The organism is Microcystis sp. 0824 (assembly GCF_003112475.1).
GTDB lineage: Bacteria > Cyanobacteriota > Cyanobacteriia > Cyanobacteriales > Microcystaceae > Microcystis > Microcystis aeruginosa_C.
The window spans coordinates 1-20,817 of record NZ_BDSM01000047.1 but is presented as its reverse complement, the minus strand read 5'-3'; the positions used below and the strand labels follow the sequence as shown (position 1 = coordinate 20,817).

At 41.7% G+C, this 20,817-nt stretch carries 14 protein-coding genes and 1 pseudogene; 12 read left to right on the top strand and 3 right to left on the bottom strand.

Annotated elements, in window-relative coordinates:
• Positions 1–101 precede the first annotated feature (101 nt).
• Together cbiD and guaA are read left to right on the top strand one after the other, a co-directional pair.
• The gene (gene cbiD / locus N0824_RS15500; protein WP_108937399.1) at positions 102–1,229 is read left to right on the top strand and encodes a cobalt-precorrin-5B (C(1))-methyltransferase CbiD; all 1,128 of its coding nucleotides are present in this window, start codon (positions 102–104) and stop codon (positions 1,227–1,229) included.
• A 140-nt stretch (positions 1,230–1,369) separates the two neighbouring features.
• Positions 1,370–2,995, top strand: coding sequence for a glutamine-hydrolyzing GMP synthase (gene guaA / locus N0824_RS15495; RefSeq protein ID WP_108937398.1), 1,626 nt, complete (start codon positions 1,370–1,372; stop codon positions 2,993–2,995).
• Positions 2,996–3,297: 302 nt separating this feature from the next.
• On the opposite strand, the pseudogene N0824_RS15490 reads toward guaA, so the two are convergent.
• Positions 3,298–4,925, bottom strand: a pseudogene (locus N0824_RS15490) (IS1634 family transposase).
• 831 nt (positions 4,926–5,756) lie between these two features.
• On the opposite strand from N0824_RS15490, the gene cas10 reads away from it, so the two are divergent.
• The 5 genes from cas10 to cmr6 all read left to right on the top strand — a co-directional run bounded on the left by cas10 (position 5,757) and on the right by cmr6 (position 13,865).
• Complete coding sequence (gene cas10 / locus N0824_RS15480) at positions 5,757–8,774, top strand: type III-B CRISPR-associated protein Cas10/Cmr2 (RefSeq protein ID WP_108937397.1); 3,018 nt, start codon at positions 5,757–5,759, stop codon at positions 8,772–8,774.
• A complete protein-coding gene (locus tag N0824_RS15475) occupies positions 8,747–9,874 on the top strand; it encodes a type III-B CRISPR module-associated Cmr3 family protein (RefSeq protein WP_108937396.1) in 1,128 nt (375 codons plus the stop codon). The genes cas10 and N0824_RS15475 overlap by 28 nt, the downstream gene beginning before the upstream one ends.
• Positions 9,875–10,356: 482 nt before the next feature.
• Positions 10,357–11,136 carry a type III-B CRISPR module RAMP protein Cmr4 gene (cmr4, locus tag N0824_RS15470; protein ID WP_108937395.1) on the top strand — a complete coding sequence of 260 codons (780 nt, stop codon included), beginning with the start codon at positions 10,357–10,359 and terminating at the stop codon, positions 11,134–11,136.
• Positions 11,137–11,468: 332 nt separating this feature from the next.
• Positions 11,469–11,858, top strand: a complete 390-nt coding sequence (locus N0824_RS15465) for a hypothetical protein (protein WP_108937394.1) — start codon at positions 11,469–11,471, stop codon at positions 11,856–11,858.
• Between the two features lie 63 nt (positions 11,859–11,921).
• Positions 11,922–13,865, top strand: coding sequence for a type III-B CRISPR module RAMP protein Cmr6 (cmr6, locus tag N0824_RS15460; protein ID WP_108937393.1), 1,944 nt, complete (start codon positions 11,922–11,924; stop codon positions 13,863–13,865).
• 97 nt (positions 13,866–13,962) lie between these two features.
• On the opposite strand, the gene N0824_RS15455 is transcribed toward cmr6, so the two are convergent.
• Together N0824_RS15455 and N0824_RS15450 are read right to left on the bottom strand one after the other, a co-directional pair.
• Complete coding sequence (locus N0824_RS15455) at positions 13,963–14,235, bottom strand: lipopolysaccharide assembly protein LapA domain-containing protein (protein WP_046662487.1); 273 nt, start codon at positions 14,233–14,235, stop codon at positions 13,963–13,965.
• Positions 14,236–14,427: 192 nt separating this feature from the next.
• Positions 14,428–14,880 carry a hypothetical protein gene (locus N0824_RS15450; protein WP_108937392.1) on the bottom strand — a complete coding sequence of 151 codons (453 nt, stop codon included), beginning with the start codon at positions 14,878–14,880 and terminating at the stop codon, positions 14,428–14,430.
• 232 nt (positions 14,881–15,112) lie between these two features.
• Here N0824_RS15450 and N0824_RS15445 point away from each other — a divergent pair, with 232 nt between their 5' ends.
• The 5 genes from N0824_RS15445 to N0824_RS15415 all read left to right on the top strand — a co-directional run bounded on the left by N0824_RS15445 (position 15,113) and on the right by N0824_RS15415 (position 20,402).
• Positions 15,113–15,955, top strand: coding sequence for an alpha/beta fold hydrolase (locus N0824_RS15445; RefSeq protein ID WP_066029908.1), 843 nt, complete (start codon positions 15,113–15,115; stop codon positions 15,953–15,955).
• Positions 15,956–16,417: 462 nt separating this feature from the next.
• On the top strand, positions 16,418–16,723 hold the full coding sequence (locus N0824_RS15440) for a DUF6679 family protein (RefSeq protein ID WP_108937391.1): 306 nt from the start codon (positions 16,418–16,420) through the stop codon (positions 16,721–16,723).
• Positions 16,724–16,885: 162 nt separating this feature from the next.
• A complete protein-coding gene (locus N0824_RS15430; RefSeq protein WP_108937389.1) occupies positions 16,886–17,347 on the top strand; it encodes a cupredoxin domain-containing protein in 462 nt (153 codons plus the stop codon).
• Positions 17,344–18,429: a calcium/proton exchanger gene (cax, locus tag N0824_RS15425; RefSeq protein WP_046662483.1), complete on the top strand. Its 1,086-nt coding sequence runs from the start codon at positions 17,344–17,346 to the stop codon at positions 18,427–18,429. The genes N0824_RS15430 and cax overlap by 4 nt, the downstream gene beginning before the upstream one ends.
• Positions 18,430–18,782: 353 nt before the next feature.
• On the top strand, positions 18,783–20,402 hold the full coding sequence (locus tag N0824_RS15415; protein WP_108937387.1) for a S8 family serine peptidase: 1,620 nt from the start codon (positions 18,783–18,785) through the stop codon (positions 20,400–20,402).
• Positions 20,403–20,817: the final 415 nt, after the last annotated feature.

Sequence of the window (20,817 nt, the reverse complement as noted above, 5' to 3'; positions counted from 1 at the left end):
TAGCGTGGTGAGGATGTCAAAGAATGATCAAAAATAGCAGCAGTTGCCCCCTAGTTCTATAATCAGATCACGGCTAATTTGATTGGCTATCGATCCTATTCATGTCTATCTCCCCACCCCGTTCAGGTTACACTTTACCGGTTTTTGCCTGTGCCAGTGCGATCGCATCTCTCCAGCATCTCCACGGCGAAAATGAGCTAAATTCCGTTACTTTTAATCTTTTAGAACCGCTAGAAGCCGTTACAATTGCCATCGAACAAGTTGCCCGACTCAACCCCGATGCTGCCCTAGCCATCACCCGCAGCGATCCGGGGGATAATTTAGATTTAACTAGAAATACCCCTATATGGGCGTTAGTAGAAAGAAAAACTGGTAATCAAGAGATAGAGATTCAAGGCGGCGAAGGAATCGGCCTACAGATTGATAATGGCGGAAAATCAGCTATTTATAGTTATGCCCAGCGTCTGCTGCAAGAAAACCTCAGACCCCTGTTACTGCCCCAAGAAAGCATCAAAGTGACGATTATCCTGCCAGAAGGCAAAAAACTGGCCACAAGGACTTCTAACGCCGCTTTTGGCGTGGTAGAGGGATTATCTTTGTTGGGTACCACTGGCATTTCCCAACCCCTGAGCGCTCCCGGACAGTTGGAAATCTTTCGCGAGCAATTAAAAAATTTATCCCTTCGTTTTGATCGCTTGGTGTTTTGTATCGGGGAAAATGGCTTAGATTTAGCCCCTCAAATGGGCATTAATCCTGATATTTTGGTAAAAACAGCCAATTGGATCGGGCCGATGTTATTAGAGGCACAATTACAGGGAATCTCTGAAATTCTTTTGTTTGGTTATCACGGTAAATTAATTAAACTTGCCGGGGGAATCTTTCAGACTCACCATCATCTGGCCGATGGTCGTCGGGAAATTCTCACCGCCTACGCCGCTAAAATGGGTTTAGCTACCCCCCATCTCCAGCAAATTTTTGACAGCAGCACCAGCGAAAACGGTCTGGAATATCTGCGTCAATTAGACCGGCAAACGGGCGATAATTGGGTGGAACGCATCTATGGAGAAATGGCTAATACGATTGATCGCCGTTGCCAAGAATACGTTTATAACCACAGTAACGGTCATCTTGGGGTCGGTTGTATTTTATTCGATCGCTCTCGTTCTTTGATCAGCAAAAGCGAAAATGGCCTTAAATTTTTGCAAAATCTACAAGTTACTCCCCAGTGACCGTGCTATGATCGTGGGAATATTTAGTTTTAAAAAATGAAACTAATAAAGCTAGACTATTATAGCTTATTTTCAGAACAATAGCCGATTTAGTTTACAAATCTTTAACCTTTTCCTGCCAGTTTCTTTTTTTGATCGCAGTGACAACTCAAACCCCCCTTCCTACCCCTCAAGAGACTTTGCCCTCAGAGTCCTTCACTAATAGCCTTAATCGTCAAATAATCATCATTCTTGACTTTGGCTCCCAGTATTCTGAATTAATCGCCCGCAGAATCAGGGAAACGAACGTTTACTCCGAAGTTCTCTCCTATCGTACCAGTGCCGAACAATTGGCACAAATCAACCCGAAAGGAATAATTCTTTCGGGCGGTCCCAATTCCGTCTATGATCCTGGAGCGCCCCACTGTGATCCCGAAATTTGGAATTTAGGTGTACCCATCCTCGGAGTTTGCTACGGGATGCAATTGATGGTACAGCAGTTAGGGGGCAGGGTAGAACGGGCAAAACGGGCCGAATACGGCAAAGCATCCCTATTTATCAACGATCCTACCGATTTATTAACCAATGTCGACAACGGTTCCACCGCTTGGATGAGTCACGGGGATTCCTGCGTGGAATTGCCCGCGGGTTTTGAAATTCTCGCTCATACCGATAATACCGATTGTGCAGCCATTGCCGATCACCAGAAAAAACTCTTTGGAGTGCAGTTTCACCCGGAAGTTGTCCATTCTGTGGGAGGAATCGCCTTAATTCGCAATTTCGTCTATCATATCTGCCAATGCGAACCCACTTGGACCACGGAAGCTTTTGTCGAGGAATCGATTCGAGAAATTAGGGCAAAAGTGGGCGATAAGCGAGTTTTATTGGCTTTATCCGGCGGTGTGGACTCCTCTACCTTAGCATTCCTCTTGCATCGAGCGATCGGTGATCAACTAACCTGTATGTTTATCGATCAGGGATTCATGCGTAAGGGTGAACCCGAACGATTAATGCAGATATTTAACGAGCAATTCCATATCGGAGTCCAGTATGTCAACGCTAGAGAGCGATTTTTAGCGCAAGTGGCCGGTGTCACCGATCCCGAAGAAAAGCGCCGTCGTATCGGCCATGAATTTATTCAGGTGTTTGAAGAAGAATCGAATCGTTTGGGACCCTTTGATTATCTGGCCCAAGGAACTTTATATCCCGATGTGATTGAATCGGCCGATAGTAATGTGGATCCGAAAACCGGGGAAAGAGTCGCGGTTAAAATTAAAAGTCATCATAACGTTGGTGGACTGCCGAAAAATCTCCGGTTTAAATTGGTCGAACCTCTGCGAAAATTATTTAAGGATGAGGTGAGAAAATTAGGTCGATCGATCGGTCTTCCAGAAGAAATTGTTCGTCGTCAACCTTTCCCCGGCCCCGGTTTAGCGATTCGCATTTTAGGGGAAGTCACCGCAGATAAATTAAATATTTTGCGCGATGCAGATTGGGTGGTGCGCGACGAGATTAATAAGCAGGGAATGTATCACGATTTCTGGCAAGCTTTCGCGGTTTTATTGCCTGTCCGCAGTGTGGGAGTGATGGGAGATCAACGCACCTACGCTTATCCCATTGTCCTACGTTTAGTCAGCAGCGAAGACGGAATGACTGCCGATTGGTCCCGGGTTCCCTATGATTTATTGGAGACAATTTCTAATCGCATTGTCAATGAAGTTAAGGGAGTTAACCGCGTGGTTTATGATATTACTTCTAAGCCCCCCGGAACTATAGAATGGGAGTAGTATTGAATTATTGATTTATCGTTATTCCCGTCCAAATATTGGGGCGGGATTTTTTATAAGCTATTACTATTGAACCCATATTCCGCACTTCACTTTGAAGTATAAAAAACTACAGGTCTTTTCAAAGAAAAAAATCAGAATAATCAAAAAAAATACTCAACCAATCAGATGTTGAGGAGAAATCATAAAATACCAAATATTTTTTCGGCTCAAAGAGTTAAACTAAGTCACAACAATTCGAGGAGTAGTGACTCTCCTATAAGCATATTACTCAATTGTTATCAACTTTGTTGCTTTGTTATTTAGACTAACGATGACAGATAATATTTTTGACAAGATGAAGGCAGAAAATTTAAAATAAAACGGCGTTCTTCAGTTAAATTGACAATTTGCTTGACCCCATTCACAATAAAAATATGAATGCCCTAAAAACATTGAAATATCCATCTCATTGTGGGACGACTCGTTAATTTACTGACTTGATTTTTGACTCCAGCCTTGGCTCTTTTTAAGCTATTTCTTAGTTCTCTTTGTCCGAGGTTATAGACTAACAAGCAGAAAGACATCAAGAATAACATTGTCTCGATTCTTTCCGTTTTTTTAACAAAGAAACTATCCGCAAAAAATAAAGGATCTTTCAAAAATCTAAATCCTCTTTCACAAGACTGTTGATTTTTATAAGTTGTCACCATTTCGGCTGAGTCTAATTTGTCTTCTTCATCAACTCAGTTAGTTGCTAAAATAAATCTGCCTGCTTCCTTTCTTCTTCTGACTATCTCTTCAGTTGTTTCTTGTCCTACGCCGCTAATTTTATAAATCGTTTTATGGTCTTTTGATTGACTGGCAATTAGGTCAATTTCTAGGATTTTAACGAGGTTTAGTTTTTGATTAGTTGCTCTTAATTTATATCGGGCTTGTTGGGGATTTTCAACTCTTCTTTCTGCAAGCTCTTGAGAATTCTCTCCATTTTGTCTTTTTCTTTTTTAAGGTTATTTTCTAGTTTTTTTAAGTCACTTACTTGTCTTTTTTCACTGGTTACTATTAGCCAGATTTGTTGAATTCCCCCATAAGTCACTTTTTCTTCTTTCCAGGTATATCCTTCTAAATTTAGCTCTGCCCTTTTTTCTCTTTCCTTGGCCTCTATTTCTTCCATTTCTGAATTTTGGACTAATTCTTTGGCTCTTTTTATCGTCATGGGAACTCTACTTATCCATTTTAGATGTTGAATTAGTTGAAGATTCTCTTGACTATATAAGGCACTGTCACAGACCATAATACTGTCAAATTTTATTTGTTTTTTAAATTCTACTAAGATTTTGCCAAAGACAGCTTTATCAGCTTCATTTCCATCTCCGACTCTCACAAATAATGGTACGTCTCCATCCTGGGTTGTTATTAAGTCTAAGACGCATTGTTTCAAATCTGGTCGATGGTCACGAGAATATCCTTTGGTAATAATTATTGGTCTTTCTTTGATCATCTCTTCTTCTTCTTTCTCTTTTTTTTCTTCACTTTTATATTCTCCATATAGATGAAATGATGTGGCATCTAGATGAGAATATTTTGTCTCTATTTTAAATTTTTTGATGACCGATAAGACAACTTCTATAAAGTTATCATTCAGTCCATGTTTGTATAATTCATCCATGACTCTCCCAATTTTATCATCATTGATATAATCGGTTTTTATTTCTTCTCCCAATAATTCTTCGATTCCTTTATCTTAAAAAAATTGACTAAATAAGTATAAAGGTCTTGAAACAAATCCTAATCCATTGATTAGAATAGCTTTGACCACTGTTCCTGCTGAAATTTTTTCTCGAGGGTCGATTCCTAATTTAGAGTTGATTATTTCAACTATTCCTATTTCGTCAATTAGCCCGGCTACTATTCCTAAGTGATCTAGGTTTTTAATTTTTACCTCTGACATAGGAGACAATTTTTGTACCTTTAATAGATTTTTGAGCTTTTTGATTGTCTCACTTTTTTGGGACTAATTCTCTGAGTATTTTTACTTATTTTTTCTTGAATGATTTTATGCTACTTTATACTACATTTTAAAGTGCGGAGTGTCGGATATAGGATTGAGACCTTCAAAAACCGGCTCTTCTCGACTTTGTGTGATAATTTTTGCTTATGAAATCGTGAAATGTTTACTGGGAAAGACTTTTAGGACTATTTTGTTAAATAAACTATCAGTATAGACCTCATTTTCACACAGAAACCAGAAGAGCCAAAAACCTTGCATTATCCTTTTTTTAGTACATAAGCTGGTACAAAAAAGAGGGCAACAAAGCCTGAAACGACAGGCTACTGACGACCGGCGACCGACTCCTACCCCCACGAAAAACTTTTTGCCGCAAACCCTATATATGGTTCTAAATCAGCCAGATAAACCGCCAAAATCTCCAGCCTGTGGTATATCGAGGGATTCTACTGGATAACGAGTTTGTCAGCTGCCCGCGCATTTAAATTGCTTATTGAGATGAGGCAAGAGTCAAGGGGCAAGAAGCAAAAGTAAAGGGATTAGGGGAGATTCAGCTAATCTAAGGATAGGCAGTTAAGATGCGTCTTAGCCTATACACTGAAACCTATCCAAAGACAATAATCATAGAAAAAAAACTATGGCAACAGAAACTCAGACAGGATAAGCTTTTGGAGCATTTTACCAAAAATCTTTTTAACATCTTGTTATCTCTGGCGGCTTCCTGGGCATATTGATTGTATAAAGAAGATCAGTCAGCAAAAAGTTGAGGCGTTTGTGGCTCTAGGATACTGGCAAGCGAAAATCTGGGGATTACTACACGATCCCGTCTTGAAAGCACTGCATAGCAACTCAGGACGCAGCGGTGACAGCTTTTGGAGAGATTTAGAAGTAATGAAGTTGTGGGGAAAACATAACCCCGAAGAATCGACTAAAAAAATTCTCAAACAAATCAAACTGGCCGACTATATCACCTCGGCCAGCGATCAAGCGGCGATCTCTAGTTTAAACCAATTCGTTAACTACGATCAACAAACAGGTCTAGAATTGCGTCATCTCCTCTCCGGAGAACCTTTGGCTCTCAAATTAGCTAACACAACCCATAAGAAAATCGCTTCTAACCGCACCGATTACTTAAAAAAACAGGAAAAACGACTATTTAACCAGATTCCCGCCAGACTACGCACAGGAATCTCAGAAAACGAAGCTAAAGAACTATTTTGGTGGTTATGGCGCTGTCTTCCCGAAGCGGCGACGAAATTACTCGATGACGAAAATCTGCTCCTAATGCCCGCCGAAACCAGAATACCGGACGGATCGATCTGGAGTCATGCCAGTGTAACGGCGGCCATCGCCGGGTCCCTAGCGGGATATGATCTCACCAGTGAGGATGTGGTCAATAAATGGCCGACAGGAAAACAATTATCCCACCCTTATCTCGTTAGTTTCACCTTTTCCCCTGTGCAAGAACTAATCAAAGCCAGCCGCAAAATGGGCGATTTTTGGGCAGGTTCTTGGATTCTGCACTATTTATCCGCTAAAGTCTGCTGGCAACTCGCCCAACAATACGGACCCGATAGTTTAATCTATCCCTCTCTCTACGCACAACCCTTAATCGATCGATGGTTATTAGAGAAATATCCCGATTTTAGCTCCTGGATCGACCCACCGGGGGATCAACAATTACTAACCGCTGGATTTCCCCACATTATCATCTTAGTCTTGCCCAAAGATAAAGTCGCGGCGGCCATGCAAACCGCTAAATCTAGCCTATCAAAAGAATGGAAAGAAATTAGTCAGCAAGTTTTTGAGAAACTTCAATTAAAAGAAAATAGTCGTACCTGGGACAGTTGGTTAAATGCCCAATGGCAAACCTATTATGTGGGGGTTCCCATCGGTAGAGAAGACCAACCCCTCACCAGTGGCGAAATTTACCAAGAAAACGAAAATATCGACGAAAATAAAGCCGAAGAACCAGAAAAAGCGCAAAGCTGGCGAGATAAACAAAACGAACTTTATAATCTCTACGATAAAAAAGCTCTATTTTTAGAAAAAGAGCGGGAATTTCTGCAAAAAGCCGGAGAATTAGCTCATCAGAATTGGAAAAGACCTCCTTTTAGTTCAAATGTTGGTTCTTGGTGGAGTAGCGCTGTCGAGCAAAACCTTTCTGCCCTTGCTGCCGTCAAAAATGCCCGCGATTGGCAGATTCCCACCGCTTTCGGTCCCCGTTCCACCATTTCTGGACTCGGCCCCGTCGTCCATCCCGATGGTAACAATGATTGGATAACTGAAGGTCAAACACAAAAATATTGGCAACGAAATGCGGGATTATTCGATGGTATCGAACAACTCAACGCCACCGAAACCGTTAAACGCGGATTACACCTAATCCTGCCAAAACTCTTAAAAAATAGCGACCAAGAGCGTCTAGATGCCGCTTATCCCGATTTTACCGTGGGAGTCGCCGGTTATCTCAAAACAGGCGGTGATATCGACCATTTTAATCACGCTTGTGGCACCATCTCGCGTAGGTTAAGAGAAGACGGTAAAAAGATTCCCCCGGCACTTACCCAACCCTGGGGAATCCCCTACATTGACGACCACATCCAACCGGAATATAAACGTTATCACCCTCGATTTCTTAATGCGGGATGGTTAGTAGAAGAACTGGAGATTACCGATGAAGAAATGGCTAATTATCGCCATCAATTAAGCCAATTAATTGACCAAAACTATCCCAACAATAACCCGGCTGATTGGTATGTTATCGCCGCAGGAGATGGTGACGGAATGGGGGAATGGTTAAAAGGCCAAAAAATGAAACCCTATCGAGAATATATCCCTACGTCACTTCATCAATACGCCGATCATCCCCCGACCGAAACCAATACCCTAGCAAAAGAAGTTCAAAAAGCTTTTGGTGATTTTGTCACCCTCGATAAACGCATCGGACCATCTACTCATCATGCCCTCAGTCGCGCCCTTTTAGACTTCTCTAATCAACTCGTTCCCTACCTCACCGAACAGCGTTATGCAGGACGCTTAATCTATGGTGGCGGTGATGATGTTCTCGCCTATACTAATCTCTGGGAATGGGACAAATGGTTATGGGATATCCGGCAATGTTTTAAGGGAGATGAAGACCCCCATGGGGAATTTGATAACGCCGGTGACTATTGGCAATGGAAAGGCGAAAAACCTGCCGAAAATCTCGCCAAACGTCCCCTATTTACCATGGGAAAGCAGGCGACTATCAGTTTCGGTATGGTCATCGCTCATCATTCCGTACCCCTTGCTATCGCCCTAGAAAATCTCTGGGAAGCTGAGAAAAAAGCCAAAGAACACGCCTATAAAGACTTTGAGGGCAAAAAAGTCAAAAAGGACGCTGTACAAGTGCGCGTTCTCTACGGCAACGGTAACGTCCTCGAATCTACGGCTAAGTTTGATGTTTTCCCTCTCTGGCAAAAACTTCTGGCCAGTAATTCCGATGCCAGTTTATTCGAGGCAGTGGCCGGCCTTTGGCAACAGCATCCCGCACCGATGATAGAAGCGATCAAGGTTTGGGTCAAGGCCTTCTCTAGCCGTCAGGAAAATCTAACAACAGACAACAGAGAAGATTTTCAAAAAGACCTAAGCAACTTTCTCAAGCATCTTTGGTTAACCACGGAAAATGAGGCCAACAATCTTAAGGAAGCCGTGGATAGCTGGATGAAATTAGCAGCTTTTATGACTCGAAAAAGAGAGATTAAGATCGGAGGTTCCCTTTCATGTATTGGTACACAATCACTCCCCTAGATGTCCTTCTCCTCCGCGATGCGAAACCCTTTAGCTCCAAGGAAACAGCCTGGGCGGGAAGTACATTTCCCCCCAACAGTTACACGATCGCAGGTGCTTTAAGCGCTTTACTAAATCGCTCTAAAAATAGCTATTTTAAAATCACCGGTCCATTCCTATCTTTTGCCGGAGATACTTTATATCTACCCCGTCCTTTAGGATTCGCCAATTCTGACCCATTAATTCCTATTTCTTGGAGTGATAATTTAGCAATTTCAGAAAACCATATATTTTGGGATCGATTGAAACCTGCCCCCTTAGCTAAGGCTAAACCTCGCAAAAATTGCCAAAATCGAGAAAATGAAGCGGAAGAAGAGAACGAAAGTAAATATCGTCAGTATCTACCTTTTGAAGTTATTCTCGATTATTTAAAAACAGGAGCGATCGATCCCTCTCAGTGGCTAGTAAAGCATGAAGGAGAAGATAAACCCTGGCGAGAAGAAATTCGTTCCCATAACGCCATGCAACCCGGAAGCAAACGACTAAAAGATGCCGATGGATACTTTGTGGAAAAAGCGATCCGAATGCTACCCGGTTGGAGTATAGCGATCGGAATTGATGTTAATATTCCCACTCCCACAACTTTAAGGTTAGGAGGAGAAGGACACCGAGTTATGCTGGAAAAATGCGATGATTTAGGTCAACAATGGGAACAATTAAAACAACAATCGCGGAAGAATTTTCAAGCGGACGGGAAAGCGATCGCCTATCTCGTTACCCCCGGTATTTTCGAGCGACTTCACGATAATAATCAAGCCACTTGTCGCCCTTGGCCCTGGGAATGGAAACTCGCCCATACTGTTAATAGTAATCAGAAAGCAGGACATTTAGTCAGTGTCGCAACCGATCGAGCTATCCCGATCAGTTGTCGCATTCAATCAAAAGAAAATACTAGCATTCCCGCCCCCCAAATCTTCGCCGCCCCCCCGGGTAGTCAATACTATTTAAATCAACCCGATCGCTTATTTCAAGATCAGCCCGATAGTCCCGAATATCACCAACGCTGGCGCAAATTAGGCTACTCAGAATTACTTTGGATCAACTATAAGGAGAATAGTTAACCTACAGGATCGAGATAGAAGTGCTGAAAATTGCGGTAATGATTTTGATGACAAGCAATCAAAATGGTCATTATCTTACTTAAACAGAGACTTTTTGCCCTTACTCGTTTGATTACTCCATGATGCCATAACTTCTGCGGCCAATGCCCTTGAAACTGGTGACAGAAATCATCTACAGGATCAAATAAAGCCTTTAAACTAAATATAGGACAGGTTAAGCTGTTCGTAATTTAAATTGCTTGTTGAGATCAGGCGGTCGACAGGGGGCGGTCGGCGGTCGTAAAAATCGAATATGCAATTTATAGCGGTGTGCAGTCGTATGAGGTACAGTATCACGAGCTATAAACCATGCTAGGCAAAGCTTGGTCTGTATCTCACTCAAGCGCTTACCGCTATAGATTCAAAACAGCTTATCGGAATTTTAGGTTACTTTCAGCTTACTACCCGTCCTTTTCCTTATGCTGAACTCAGGTTAATTAATCATGAACTTAATTCACTTTTATCTACTTTCTCCCCTACACACCGGAGGCATGACTCAAGAAGGGAATCTAGTCGGTATTGCTCGTGAATCCCATACCACTTTACCCTATGTTCCCTCCAGTACGATTCGCGGGAAAATCCGTTCTTTAGCTACCGAAGAAACCCTAAAATTTAAGTTATTCGGTAATGAAATCGATCAAGATGCAGAAAACTTGGTACAGGGAGACATCTGGATAGGAGATGGCTCGATTCTCTGGTTGCCCGTCTCTTCTCTAAGTCACGGTGTCGTCTGGATTACTTCGCCTTTACTTCTCCGTCGTTGGACAAGATTAACTAATCCTCGTCTGACAATTCCCCCCGAATATAGCTGTAGTTTTACAAAGCCCAACACGAACATCTATCTCAAGGATGCCATTCTCAAGGATAATGATCTAAAAGACTGGTCAACTTGGACAAGTTTTATTCCCAAAAACTCTGTCAGCAGTAGCATTAATAAAGTCTTAGTATTACCCGATCAGCATTGCACGACTCTCATTCAAATGAGTTTATGGCGACAAGTTAAAATTAAATTAGATGAGCATAAATCCGTCGATGGTGGATTTCGTTATGAAGAAGCTATTCCCCCCGATACCTTAATGTATTTTCCTTGGGGTATTACCTCTCAAGCTAATGGAACTGGACAACAATCACAAGCTGATTTTAAACGGTTATTAGCAGATAATGAAATTATTCAAATAGGTGGACAGGAAAGTTTAGGACGCGGTTTTGTTCAACAATTGTAGAGGTAATTTATGACCGATAATCTCACCATCGCTCAATAGTCAGTGGTCGATTATCACCGCATGATTGCCAGGGTAATTTTAATCGATCGGCGTGTATAATTACCGAAGGTTAATATTCTCGAAATGAGTCCATAATTCCCTTTACACAGAGATAGTGGCAAGGGGTTGTCCAACTTTATCCGTCAGCGTTTCGAGGGGAAAGCACAGATAAGAGAAGCTGTCTAATTACCCTATAAAACTCGGAACCTGAACCCGACATTTACCGATATTGCCATCTCTCTTGATGCCCTTTGGTCAGGGAATATTTTTTAACGTTTGGAGCCAAAATAACCATGACATTCGACCCCAGAACGATTAGCAAGCCCGTGTTCAATGCCTTACAAGAATTGTACTTAAATACTGGTGATGATAGTCGCCGCAGAGAACAAAAAAAACAAGCTATTGAACTTTATACCTATCTTTCTACTTGGGGAATGATGCGCCTAAAAGCCGAGGAAACTGCCCTAAATCAAGAAGGAAAAAAAGAGGTAGTTGCCAAGTATTTTCAATGCCTAGAAGAGTTATCTCAAAAAAATCATCTTTCTAATTTTCAAGGATTAACTACTCTCAAAGATTTATCTACCGATGATTATCTGGGTCTAACGGGTTTAGGCTTGGAAATCGCCCAAGAATTTAGCTTCTGGGCTAACGCCATCTATTCCGATGTGGAAAGTGGCGACTAGCTCAGATAAATTATCACCACAGTTTTGATCATTCATTCAACCAGAAAGGAAATTATAATTATTATGTCCCATAGCCCCTTACCACCCCCTAATCGCCCCCAAAAACCCATCCTAAAAAATCCGGCTATACAGCAGCAAAATAACCACCAACCCCCCAAAAAGACTCCCAGTGGTGGCGGCGGCAATAATAATCCTCCTCAACCCTCACCCTGGTTAAACGCCGAAAAGGAACCTCAACCTGACCAATCAGCCAGTTTTGTCGAATATCTCCGTTGGATGCGTGCTGCTGACCATGATTACAAAGACGCTACCAAAGTGCAAATTCTGCAAAAAGCCCAAGAAAATGCTAACTACACCCAGCGTCTTGACCAACTCAATCGGCGTACCCAACTGTTAGCGAAAGACGGAATCACTTTTCAAGTCAAATCCACTTGGCGTATTCGTGTCGGTGGTCATCGCGGACCAGAAAGTATTCTTTTACCTGCTTTTGATGCCCTTGGAATGCCCTATATTCCATCTAGTACCTTGCGCGGTGTTGCCAGAAACCAAGCCATCCGAGAAATCATGGCGGAAAATAATCTGGAATGGAAAGAAGCTGTAGAAAAAACTGCTCCCTATTTTGGTGATATAAACGCCAAAGAGAAAAAAAATAAAACGGGTAAAGTTATCTTTTTTGATGCCTATCCTTTACCGACTAAAAATGGTGGATTAGAAATGGACATGGCTAATAATATTTGGTCATGGAAAGATGACTCTACGCAATATTCTCCTAACCCTAATCCTTTTTTATCTCTCAAAGAACCAACTTTTTTAATTGGTTTACGTTTAGCTAGTAACTGTGGGGATGAAAAGATACTGGAACAGGTAAAACAATGGCTTAAAAAAGGTTTACAGCTTGGTATAGGTTCACAGGTAAATAGTGGTTACGGTGAATTAAAGCCAATTGATGATAATATTCATCCTGATAATAATAAAAATAGCCACGATTCGGGGTTTTATCGCTTGGATTTCGAGCTAGAAGGTCAATTAATTCATGGTTATCAACGATTCACCCAATGGCAATGGAATCACCGACGCAATGAATGGCAAATGCGGAGCGCACCCGTCGCAGAAGTTCGTCCGACAGCCTTTAAATCGATGCTGCGATACTGGTTTCGTGTTTTGGCATCTGGAGTTTTACCTATTAACGAAGTTCAAAACATTGAAGCTGAATTATTTGGCGGTATTAATCCTAAAAAATACGGTTATCTACAAGTGAATATTCTTGATGGTAAAGTTACCCAAAAAGAACCTCGAACCAATGCTCAGGGTAAAAATGATCCTTGTGGTGAACAACAGGGAACTTTAGTCTTATCTTTATCTTCTGAAACCCCAAAAGATAAAGAAGAAGCTGTCAAAAAATTAGCTAAACATTTGACTTGGTTTTTAGCTGATATGGGTGGTATTGGTCAAGGTGCAAGACGACCTAGTTATTCTCGCAAAAGTCGTGAACACGCCCCCTGGTTTCGTGGTTCGACATTGTATATTGACAGTGAAGAAGTTTTTTGGGCAATTCCCAATGATCTGCAGGGGTTTAAACAACAATTTCAGCAAAGATTGCGAGATTTTTATTGTATTTTGGATAACATTAGTGAAACCAATATCAATACTAATAATCTCAGAACAGTAGATCAAGTTTCACAAAATCAATGGATTGATGCGGCCGATAGTAACTGTCAAATTTTTGTCTGTGCAGGAAATGAACAAAGAGGTAAACCCCATGCTTTAGCGATTCTTCACAGTGATACTTTGAAAATTACCAGTAAAAATGGTCAAAGAGAATATGATGGTAATCTCTGTGGTAAAGTCAGTGGTGGAGCTAAACCTTCTCCTGTGTGGATTGCTGATTTAGGAGATTACCAAATAGTTACTGTATTCGGAGCGACGGCAGCTCCTCGTAAAAATTTCGTCAGTGAATTGAAAGCTAAAACTATTTCTGAAAATTTCGCTCAAATCTTCCCTTTATAACCCTAGGCTGTGGGAAGTGGGAAGTGGGTTTTTAAAGTTCGCTTGGGAGTTAACCAGACTATTAAAAACGGATTTGCTATTATTCAGACAGTCCTATTTAAAAATCAAACTCGTCTAACCCCGATTCTGGGGGAGAAAAGCGACTGCGAGGAGATTTTTTCGACTTTCGCAAAAAAGCGGGAATAACTGCGGCGATAAAAAATCCCATTGCCAAAGAAAAAGCCAATAAAATGCCGATGGGTAGTTTAATTGACTCAAATTGTAGAAACTTTAAAGAAACTGGTTGGATATTTTGGATGGCAAAAACTGCCATAGTCATAATCCAACCACCGACAATAGCACTAGCTAAAAAATTAGTGATTGTATTCATGCTTGTCCTCGCCAGGTTTGTAGGAGATTTTTTAATCTTTTGTAGGCTAATTTGGGAGTTAGACCCCTATTAACTTAACCTCCGTGGGGCGGAAATTACCGTTAATTGACTAAAAAGTTACAATTGTCGATCAATCTCAAATAAATCTCGATCGCGATAATATAATTGTGGTCTGATCGCCCTAAGCTGGAGCTAGTAAATATAAATAGCACCCTGTTGATTGATGTTAAAGGTGGTATAACCGGGGGCACTCCCCGGAACTTTGGTGACAGTAATCGTGACTAAATTATCCTGATTGACTTCTACGGCATAGATTAAACTAGAAGAATAGCGATCCGCGGCGGCATTAGCTCGATTAATCAGAATATATGCTGGAATTACCAAACCTCTTAGGGTTGTCTCCGTACCAGGAGATAATAATTGGGGAGAGGAATCAATATTGGCCGATAGGTCATAATTGAGGTCAATATCGGTTTGATTGATAATTTTGATCTCCACGGGACGACTCATATTCACCCTAGCAACAGGTTGCCAAGGACCCGGGTGAAAGGTGGTAGCGGGGGGGGTTTGAGCGGGTAAAGAAGGGGGAAAAACTAATCCCAGACTTAACACGAGGGAAAGAGTCAAAAAGCGATCGCATTTCATAGATGAATCCTGGTCTAGGGTTTTTATCCTATTTTAGAGAGGTATCTCCAGTGTTTTATACTTTAAGTAGAAGCTTTTGAAATTGTCTATAGCGGTTAGTCATCAGCTATAGGGGGAATATCCTAAGCTTCCCTGATTCTGCTCTATAAACAAGGCTAAATACAGTTATTTTTCCCTAGAAGTTTTCCTAGTAACCCCTATCAACGGTTTAATTTAGGTTGAGATTGATTATATGCCTACCATCGACATATCGGGAGTATCCCACAGTTACGAGTTATTTTCGCCCCGAGCGGATAAACCGGTTTTAGTCTTTATACACGGTTGGCTGCTGAGTCGTCACTACTGGCAGCCTTTGGTAGATATTCTCTCCCCAGATTATCCCTGTCTAGTTTACGATCTCCGGGGCTTTGGCGACTCCCAAAAAATCACCTCTAACAGTCCTCCTAGCAGTTATAATCTTGAATCCTACTCCCAAGACGTTATCACCCTTCTTAACCGCTTAAACCTCGATGCTGCTTGGTTAGTCGGTCATTCCCTCGGTGGCAGTGTGGCTTTGTGGGCCGCGGATATCTGTCCTGAACGCATTAAAGGGGTAATCTGTATGAATGCCGGCGGCGGCATCTATCTAAAGGAGGAATTTGAGCGATTTCGGGAAGCCGGAAGACAGATTTTACAGAGAAGACCGCCTTGGTTGCCCCGTGTTCCCTTGATTGATGTTTTATTCTCGCGGATGATGGTCAAGCAAACCCTAAGTAAAAAATGGGGCAAACAGCGAGTGATTGATTTTGTCCGGGCCGATTACCAAGCAGCCCTAGGATCACTTTTGGAAACCACCACTATCAGCGAAGTTCATCTTTTACCCCAGATTGTCTCCCGTCTCCCGCAACCGGTCTATTTTCTGGCGGGGAAAGAGGATACGATTATGGAAGTTAAGTACGTTAACCATCTGGCCAGTTTTCATCCCTTGTTTGAAACTGGCGGCAACGTGATTGAGTTATCCGGTTGTGGTCATTTTGCCATGCTCGAACAAACAGCAGCGGTGGCCGAAAAGATGATGGCTATTTTAAGTAGGTAGGCGTTAAAAGTTGTCAGATCCCCCCGCCTATCGGCACCCCCCTGATCAAGGGGGGCAGGGGGGATTAAAGGCAAAATCCATTTTTAATTTAATTATAACCAGCTACTTAAATCAGCATCGGGGTTAGGTGTTGGGTTTTAGGGTTTTAGGGTTTTGGGTGAAATTCCCCCATCACCCCATTCCATCCACAGATACTGTTAGGAAGTGAAAATTTATGTAACAATGACTCTATAAGGGCGATTTTTTAGTGATCGCCGAGGCCGTCTATTAATCGAATCGATGTCTTTAAAGAACGTAGCCCCAAACCGGAAACCTGACTTTTCTTACCCATTCTTGCCACTACTAGCGGAATTTTTATCCCTTTTGTGTTATCCACGGGAATTTTTGAGCTATTGCTAAGATTGGCATTTTGTCACTTCCCGTTAATTGAATTCAACAAAAGAAGCTGTTTAGGAGCAATTTATGTTACACCGCAAGATTTATCAATTTATGGATGGTCAGGAAGTCTGCATTTTCTTGCGCGATCAGCAAAGATGGATTGATAATGCTCGTATTGTCGATCTAGAAAGCGATCTCGTCACCATTCGCTACCAAACAGAAGAAGAAGACGAAATTAGTTCTTGGGAAGAAATGGTGCGTTTAGAAAGTATCGGTGCGGTGAGCAGAAAACTGGCATCGGTGTCGCGGACGAATCCTGATATTAATGTCTCGGAAGATTGTCCGGAAGCAGAACAACTTTATCCCCATTCTCCCGATAGCTTAGATTAATTTTGTCGATTTAACTGACAGTGGCTAGAAGTCCCGAGGTTTGAACAGTGGCCAAGGGACTTTTAGGGAATGGAAGGGAAGACAGCCAGTAAGAATCACCACTTGTTCTAAAATTATCGTCAAAGCCGCCGGATTTTCTCTATTATAAGCTGGAGGAGCAAAATGAATTCTAGTCCCTACTTCGCTGGCCAGGATATCTATCAAAAATTTGTGGCAGTAGTAATAGTTTTAATTAGTTGTTGGTTAGTAACTTTTCCGGCCTTTGCCGGGGCTGCCCCTCTAGAAGTTAAAATTAGTCTAGGCTCCCGGCAAGGAGAATTAAAATTCTTTCCTAGTCAATTAGACTTTATTGCCGGACAAAAATACAAATTAATCCTCGATAATCCCAGTCCCACTAAACATTATTTTACCGCTAAAGACTTCGCTGATGCTAGTTGGACTCAGAAAGTTGAAGCGGGAAAAGTGGAGATTAAAGGGGCGATTCACGAACTAGAATTAAAACCTAATGCACAGGCAGAATGGGTCATAGTTCCTCTCAAAACTGGTAAGTATAAATTAATCTGTACTATTCCGGGTCATGCCGAAGCGGGAATGGTGGGAGAAATCGCCATTAATAACCCATGAATTTAAGAAAAATTGTCTCCTTTGCTTTCCTATTATTTATTCCCCTATCGGTGGTCGCTAGTCGTCTTAATTGGGGAGATCAAGCTATTTTTATCACTGCCGCTTTATCGATCATTCCCCTGTCAATTTGGTTAAGTACGGCTGTGGAAAGGGTTGCCGTAGTCACCGGGCCAACTTTGGGAGGATTAGTTAATGCTATCTTCGGTAATACTACCACTTTAGTTATTGCCTTAATTGCCTTAAAAAAAGGCTTGGTGGATATCGTACAAGCCAGTATTACCGGTAGTATTCTCAGCGATTTATTATTATTTATGGGCATGGGAATGCTCACGGGAGGAATTCGCTACAAAGAGCAAGAATTTAAACCGATTTTAGCGCGGGTAAATGGTTCTTCCATGACTTTAGCAGTAATAGCGATCGCTTTACCAACTTTGGTAATATATACTTCTAACGTGGTGGAAGTTGCCGATATTCTCAGTCTTTCCCTAGTCACCGCTACGGTTTTATTAATAGTTTACGGGTTAACTTTATTATTTTCCCTCAAAACCCATAGCTATCTCTACGAAGTGGGATTAAGTAACGAAAATACCCCCGACAATCAGGTTAGTGAGGAAGAAAAAGCTCAAGTCTGGATTTGGTTACTTGTGCTGCTTACTTCCACCGTAGCTGTAGCCTATGAGTCAGATTTATTTGTTAATGTAGTGGAATCGGTTATGGAAGGATTTAATCTCACTCCTCTCTTTATCGGGGTGATTTTTATTCCTTTAATTAGCGATGTTTCTGGAATAGTTACCGTCACTCAATTAGCCCTAAAAAATCAGATGGATTTAACGGTTTCCGTGGCTATGGGGGATAGTTTATTGGTGGCTTTATTCGTGGCACCTTTATTAGTTTTTATCGGTCAATTTTGGCAGCAACCGATGGATTTAAATTTTAATCCCTTTAACGTGGTGGCTTTAATTGTAGCGGTGGTTGTCACTAATTTAATCAGCTTTACTGGTCGTTCCAATTGGTTAGATGGAACCCTATTACTAGCCACCTATTTAATTTTGTCCGTGGCTTTTTATTACCATCCCACCTAGCAAAAAAAAGAGATTTCGGTATTTTCTGAGATTGGGTGCATCTCATTTTTGTAAATCTACTAAGTTGGGATTTTTAACGGGAAACTCTCTGCTAAAGTCGGGCATTACTTTCGATTTTATCACTCAATCCAAGCTTTTGGGGGGTTCTACCCCCCAAACCCCCCGTTGGGGGCGTGGCGCGGTCACTGAGCGTGTCGAAGTGCCGCCCCCAAACCCCGGAGCGCATTAGCTTTTCGGTGGGATGCTTACAGCCAGCTGCTGATATATCTGTAATAATTTAAGAGTTACTAATAATTGCTGATTGTCGGTATTTCTGCAAATGTGAGATTCACTCCTGAGATTTCTGTCTTAAAATGGATTGGTGTCACCTTACCGCCGCAGGATTGCTGATGATGAAAAGAGGGTTTTGGTTTGTCGTCGGGTTAGTAGTAACGATAATTCTGCTTCCTTCCCTAGTTCTTTCTAATTCCATCGGTGAACAGGGAATTTATGCCGATCGCCTGCGGGGGGAACCCTATAATTTATTAGGGCGAAAAATTGCCATCGGTCAAGTGGAAATCGGCCGACCGGCTCAGTTCGGTTATGATAAAGTGGCAGCTTGGCAGCCTCCCTATAAATTAGCTGGTGTTTTTTTTCGCGATCAAATTGCCAAACCCAACACCTATCTCGATAATCACGCCGCTATGGTGGCAACGGTGATGGTAAGTGATGATAAAAAAATCCCCGGAGTGGCCCCAAAAGCGAGATTATATTCGGGGGCGGTGGGTTCTTTGCGACGCGGCGGACAACCGGAAGAATGTCTTACCAGTCAAAATATTGCCCGACAAAATAGCGGTGATGTGCGAGCAATTAACTTTAGTTTTGGGGAATCTTTGCAAAGAGATCAACGACAGGAACCAAAATTAGATGGTCAAGCTTTATTAACTCAATGTGTTGATTGGTCATCGCGAGTTGATGATGTTCTTTATGTAATTGCCGGTAATCAAGGTAAGGGAGGAATTCCCATTCCCACCGATCATTTTAACGGCATTACTACCGCTTATACAGCCAAAAGAGAAGGAAAATTTACTAAAGTTGATTTTGCTAATATTAGTGCTTTGCCGGTGGGTATTGGCCGCAGTTTAATTAAACGGGAAATTAATGATGGTTCGCGACGGTCAATTAATTTAGTTGCCCCCGGCAATAAAATAGAGCTTTATGACCTCAAAGGTAAATTAAATACCGTTAGTGGCACCAGTTTCGCCGCACCTCATATTACGGCATCCGTGGCACTTTTACAAGAATACGGCGATCAACAAATTAATCAAAAAAATCCCCATTGGAGTCTCGATTCTCGTCATCATCAAGTGATGAAGGCAGTAATGCTTAATGCTGCCGATAAAATTAAAGATACGGGGGATGGGTTACGGTTAGGTATGAGACGGACAGTCTTAACTAAGGACCAAAAAACTTGGTTAGAGTCCGATGCTTATAAAGACCCGAAAATTCCTTTAGATATGCAGATGGGTACGGGACATCTTAACACTTTTCGCGCCTACCAACAGTTTAGTAATGGTCAATGGTCTGCCGCAGAATCTATTCCTGCCATTGGTTGGGATTACGGTACAGTTACCGCTAATAGTTATCAAGATTATGCCCTAGAGAAGCCCTTAAAAGCTAATAGTTTTGTTTCGATAACTTTAGCTTGGGATCGTTTGGTAGAACTAATCGATACTAATGGCAATAATCTCTATGATCTCGATGAAAGTTTCCAGGATCTCGGACTGAATAATTTAGATGTTTATCTTTTACCTGTCCAAGAGGATAATAATGTTAAATACACCTGTGCTTCCCTGAGTGATAGTGATAGTTTAGAGCATATTTTTTGTCCTGTACCCATCTCTGGAAAGTATAAAATTCGGGTTCAATATCGTCAACAAGTTAACGATATTGAACAAGCTTTTGCTCTCGCTTGGTGGACGGTTCCTGAATAATAAAAATGATAGTAAATCCTGTTTAAAAAGTATAGGGGAGTGGGGATATGGGAGCGAGTTTTTAAAGTTCGATAGGAAGTTATAGTCATTTCAGATAAGTCTGATACAGTCTAGACCGACAAAACCCTTATGAACTCTGGGATTGATATTCTCAATCTTAATTAAAATGACTATAATTGTACTATCAGTGCGAAACGTTTAGGCATGAAATAGGGCTGAAATGCCTGAAATAACCGCCTAGTAAGGTCTTCAGTCCCCCGACTGAATCTAAGAGGTCAACCCAGACCAACCTTATAACTGTTTATATGTCCCGACGTTTAGTATCACCCGATACCAAACTAGGCAAGGGGACTCAAGGTCAATACACTTTGTAACAATTATTTACAATTGATACAAAGGTGAGAGTAACGGCGAT

Excerpts from the sequence above, each read along its gene's own strand:
- cbiD (WP_108937399.1), top strand. The coding sequence starts at position 102 with ATGTCTATCTCCCCACCCCGTTCAGGTTACACTTTACCGGTTTTTGCC.
- N0824_RS15475 (WP_108937396.1), top strand. The coding sequence starts at position 8,747 with ATGTATTGGTACACAATCACTCCCCTAGATGTCCTTCTCCTCCGCGAT.
- cmr4 (WP_108937395.1), top strand. The coding sequence starts at position 10,357 with ATGAACTTAATTCACTTTTATCTACTTTCTCCCCTACACACCGGAGGC.
- N0824_RS15465 (WP_108937394.1), top strand. The coding sequence starts at position 11,469 with ATGACATTCGACCCCAGAACGATTAGCAAGCCCGTGTTCAATGCCTTA.
- cmr6 (WP_108937393.1), top strand. The coding sequence starts at position 11,922 with ATGTCCCATAGCCCCTTACCACCCCCTAATCGCCCCCAAAAACCCATC.
- N0824_RS15455 (WP_046662487.1), bottom strand. The coding sequence starts at position 14,235 with ATGAATACAATCACTAATTTTTTAGCTAGTGCTATTGTCGGTGGTTGG.
- N0824_RS15450 (WP_108937392.1), bottom strand. The coding sequence starts at position 14,880 with ATGAAATGCGATCGCTTTTTGACTCTTTCCCTCGTGTTAAGTCTGGGA.
- N0824_RS15445 (WP_066029908.1), top strand. The coding sequence starts at position 15,113 with ATGCCTACCATCGACATATCGGGAGTATCCCACAGTTACGAGTTATTT.
- N0824_RS15440 (WP_108937391.1), top strand. The coding sequence starts at position 16,418 with ATGTTACACCGCAAGATTTATCAATTTATGGATGGTCAGGAAGTCTGC.
- N0824_RS15430 (WP_108937389.1), top strand. The coding sequence starts at position 16,886 with ATGAATTCTAGTCCCTACTTCGCTGGCCAGGATATCTATCAAAAATTT.
- cax (WP_046662483.1), top strand. The coding sequence starts at position 17,344 with ATGAATTTAAGAAAAATTGTCTCCTTTGCTTTCCTATTATTTATTCCC.
- N0824_RS15415 (WP_108937387.1), top strand. The coding sequence starts at position 18,783 with ATGGATTGGTGTCACCTTACCGCCGCAGGATTGCTGATGATGAAAAGA.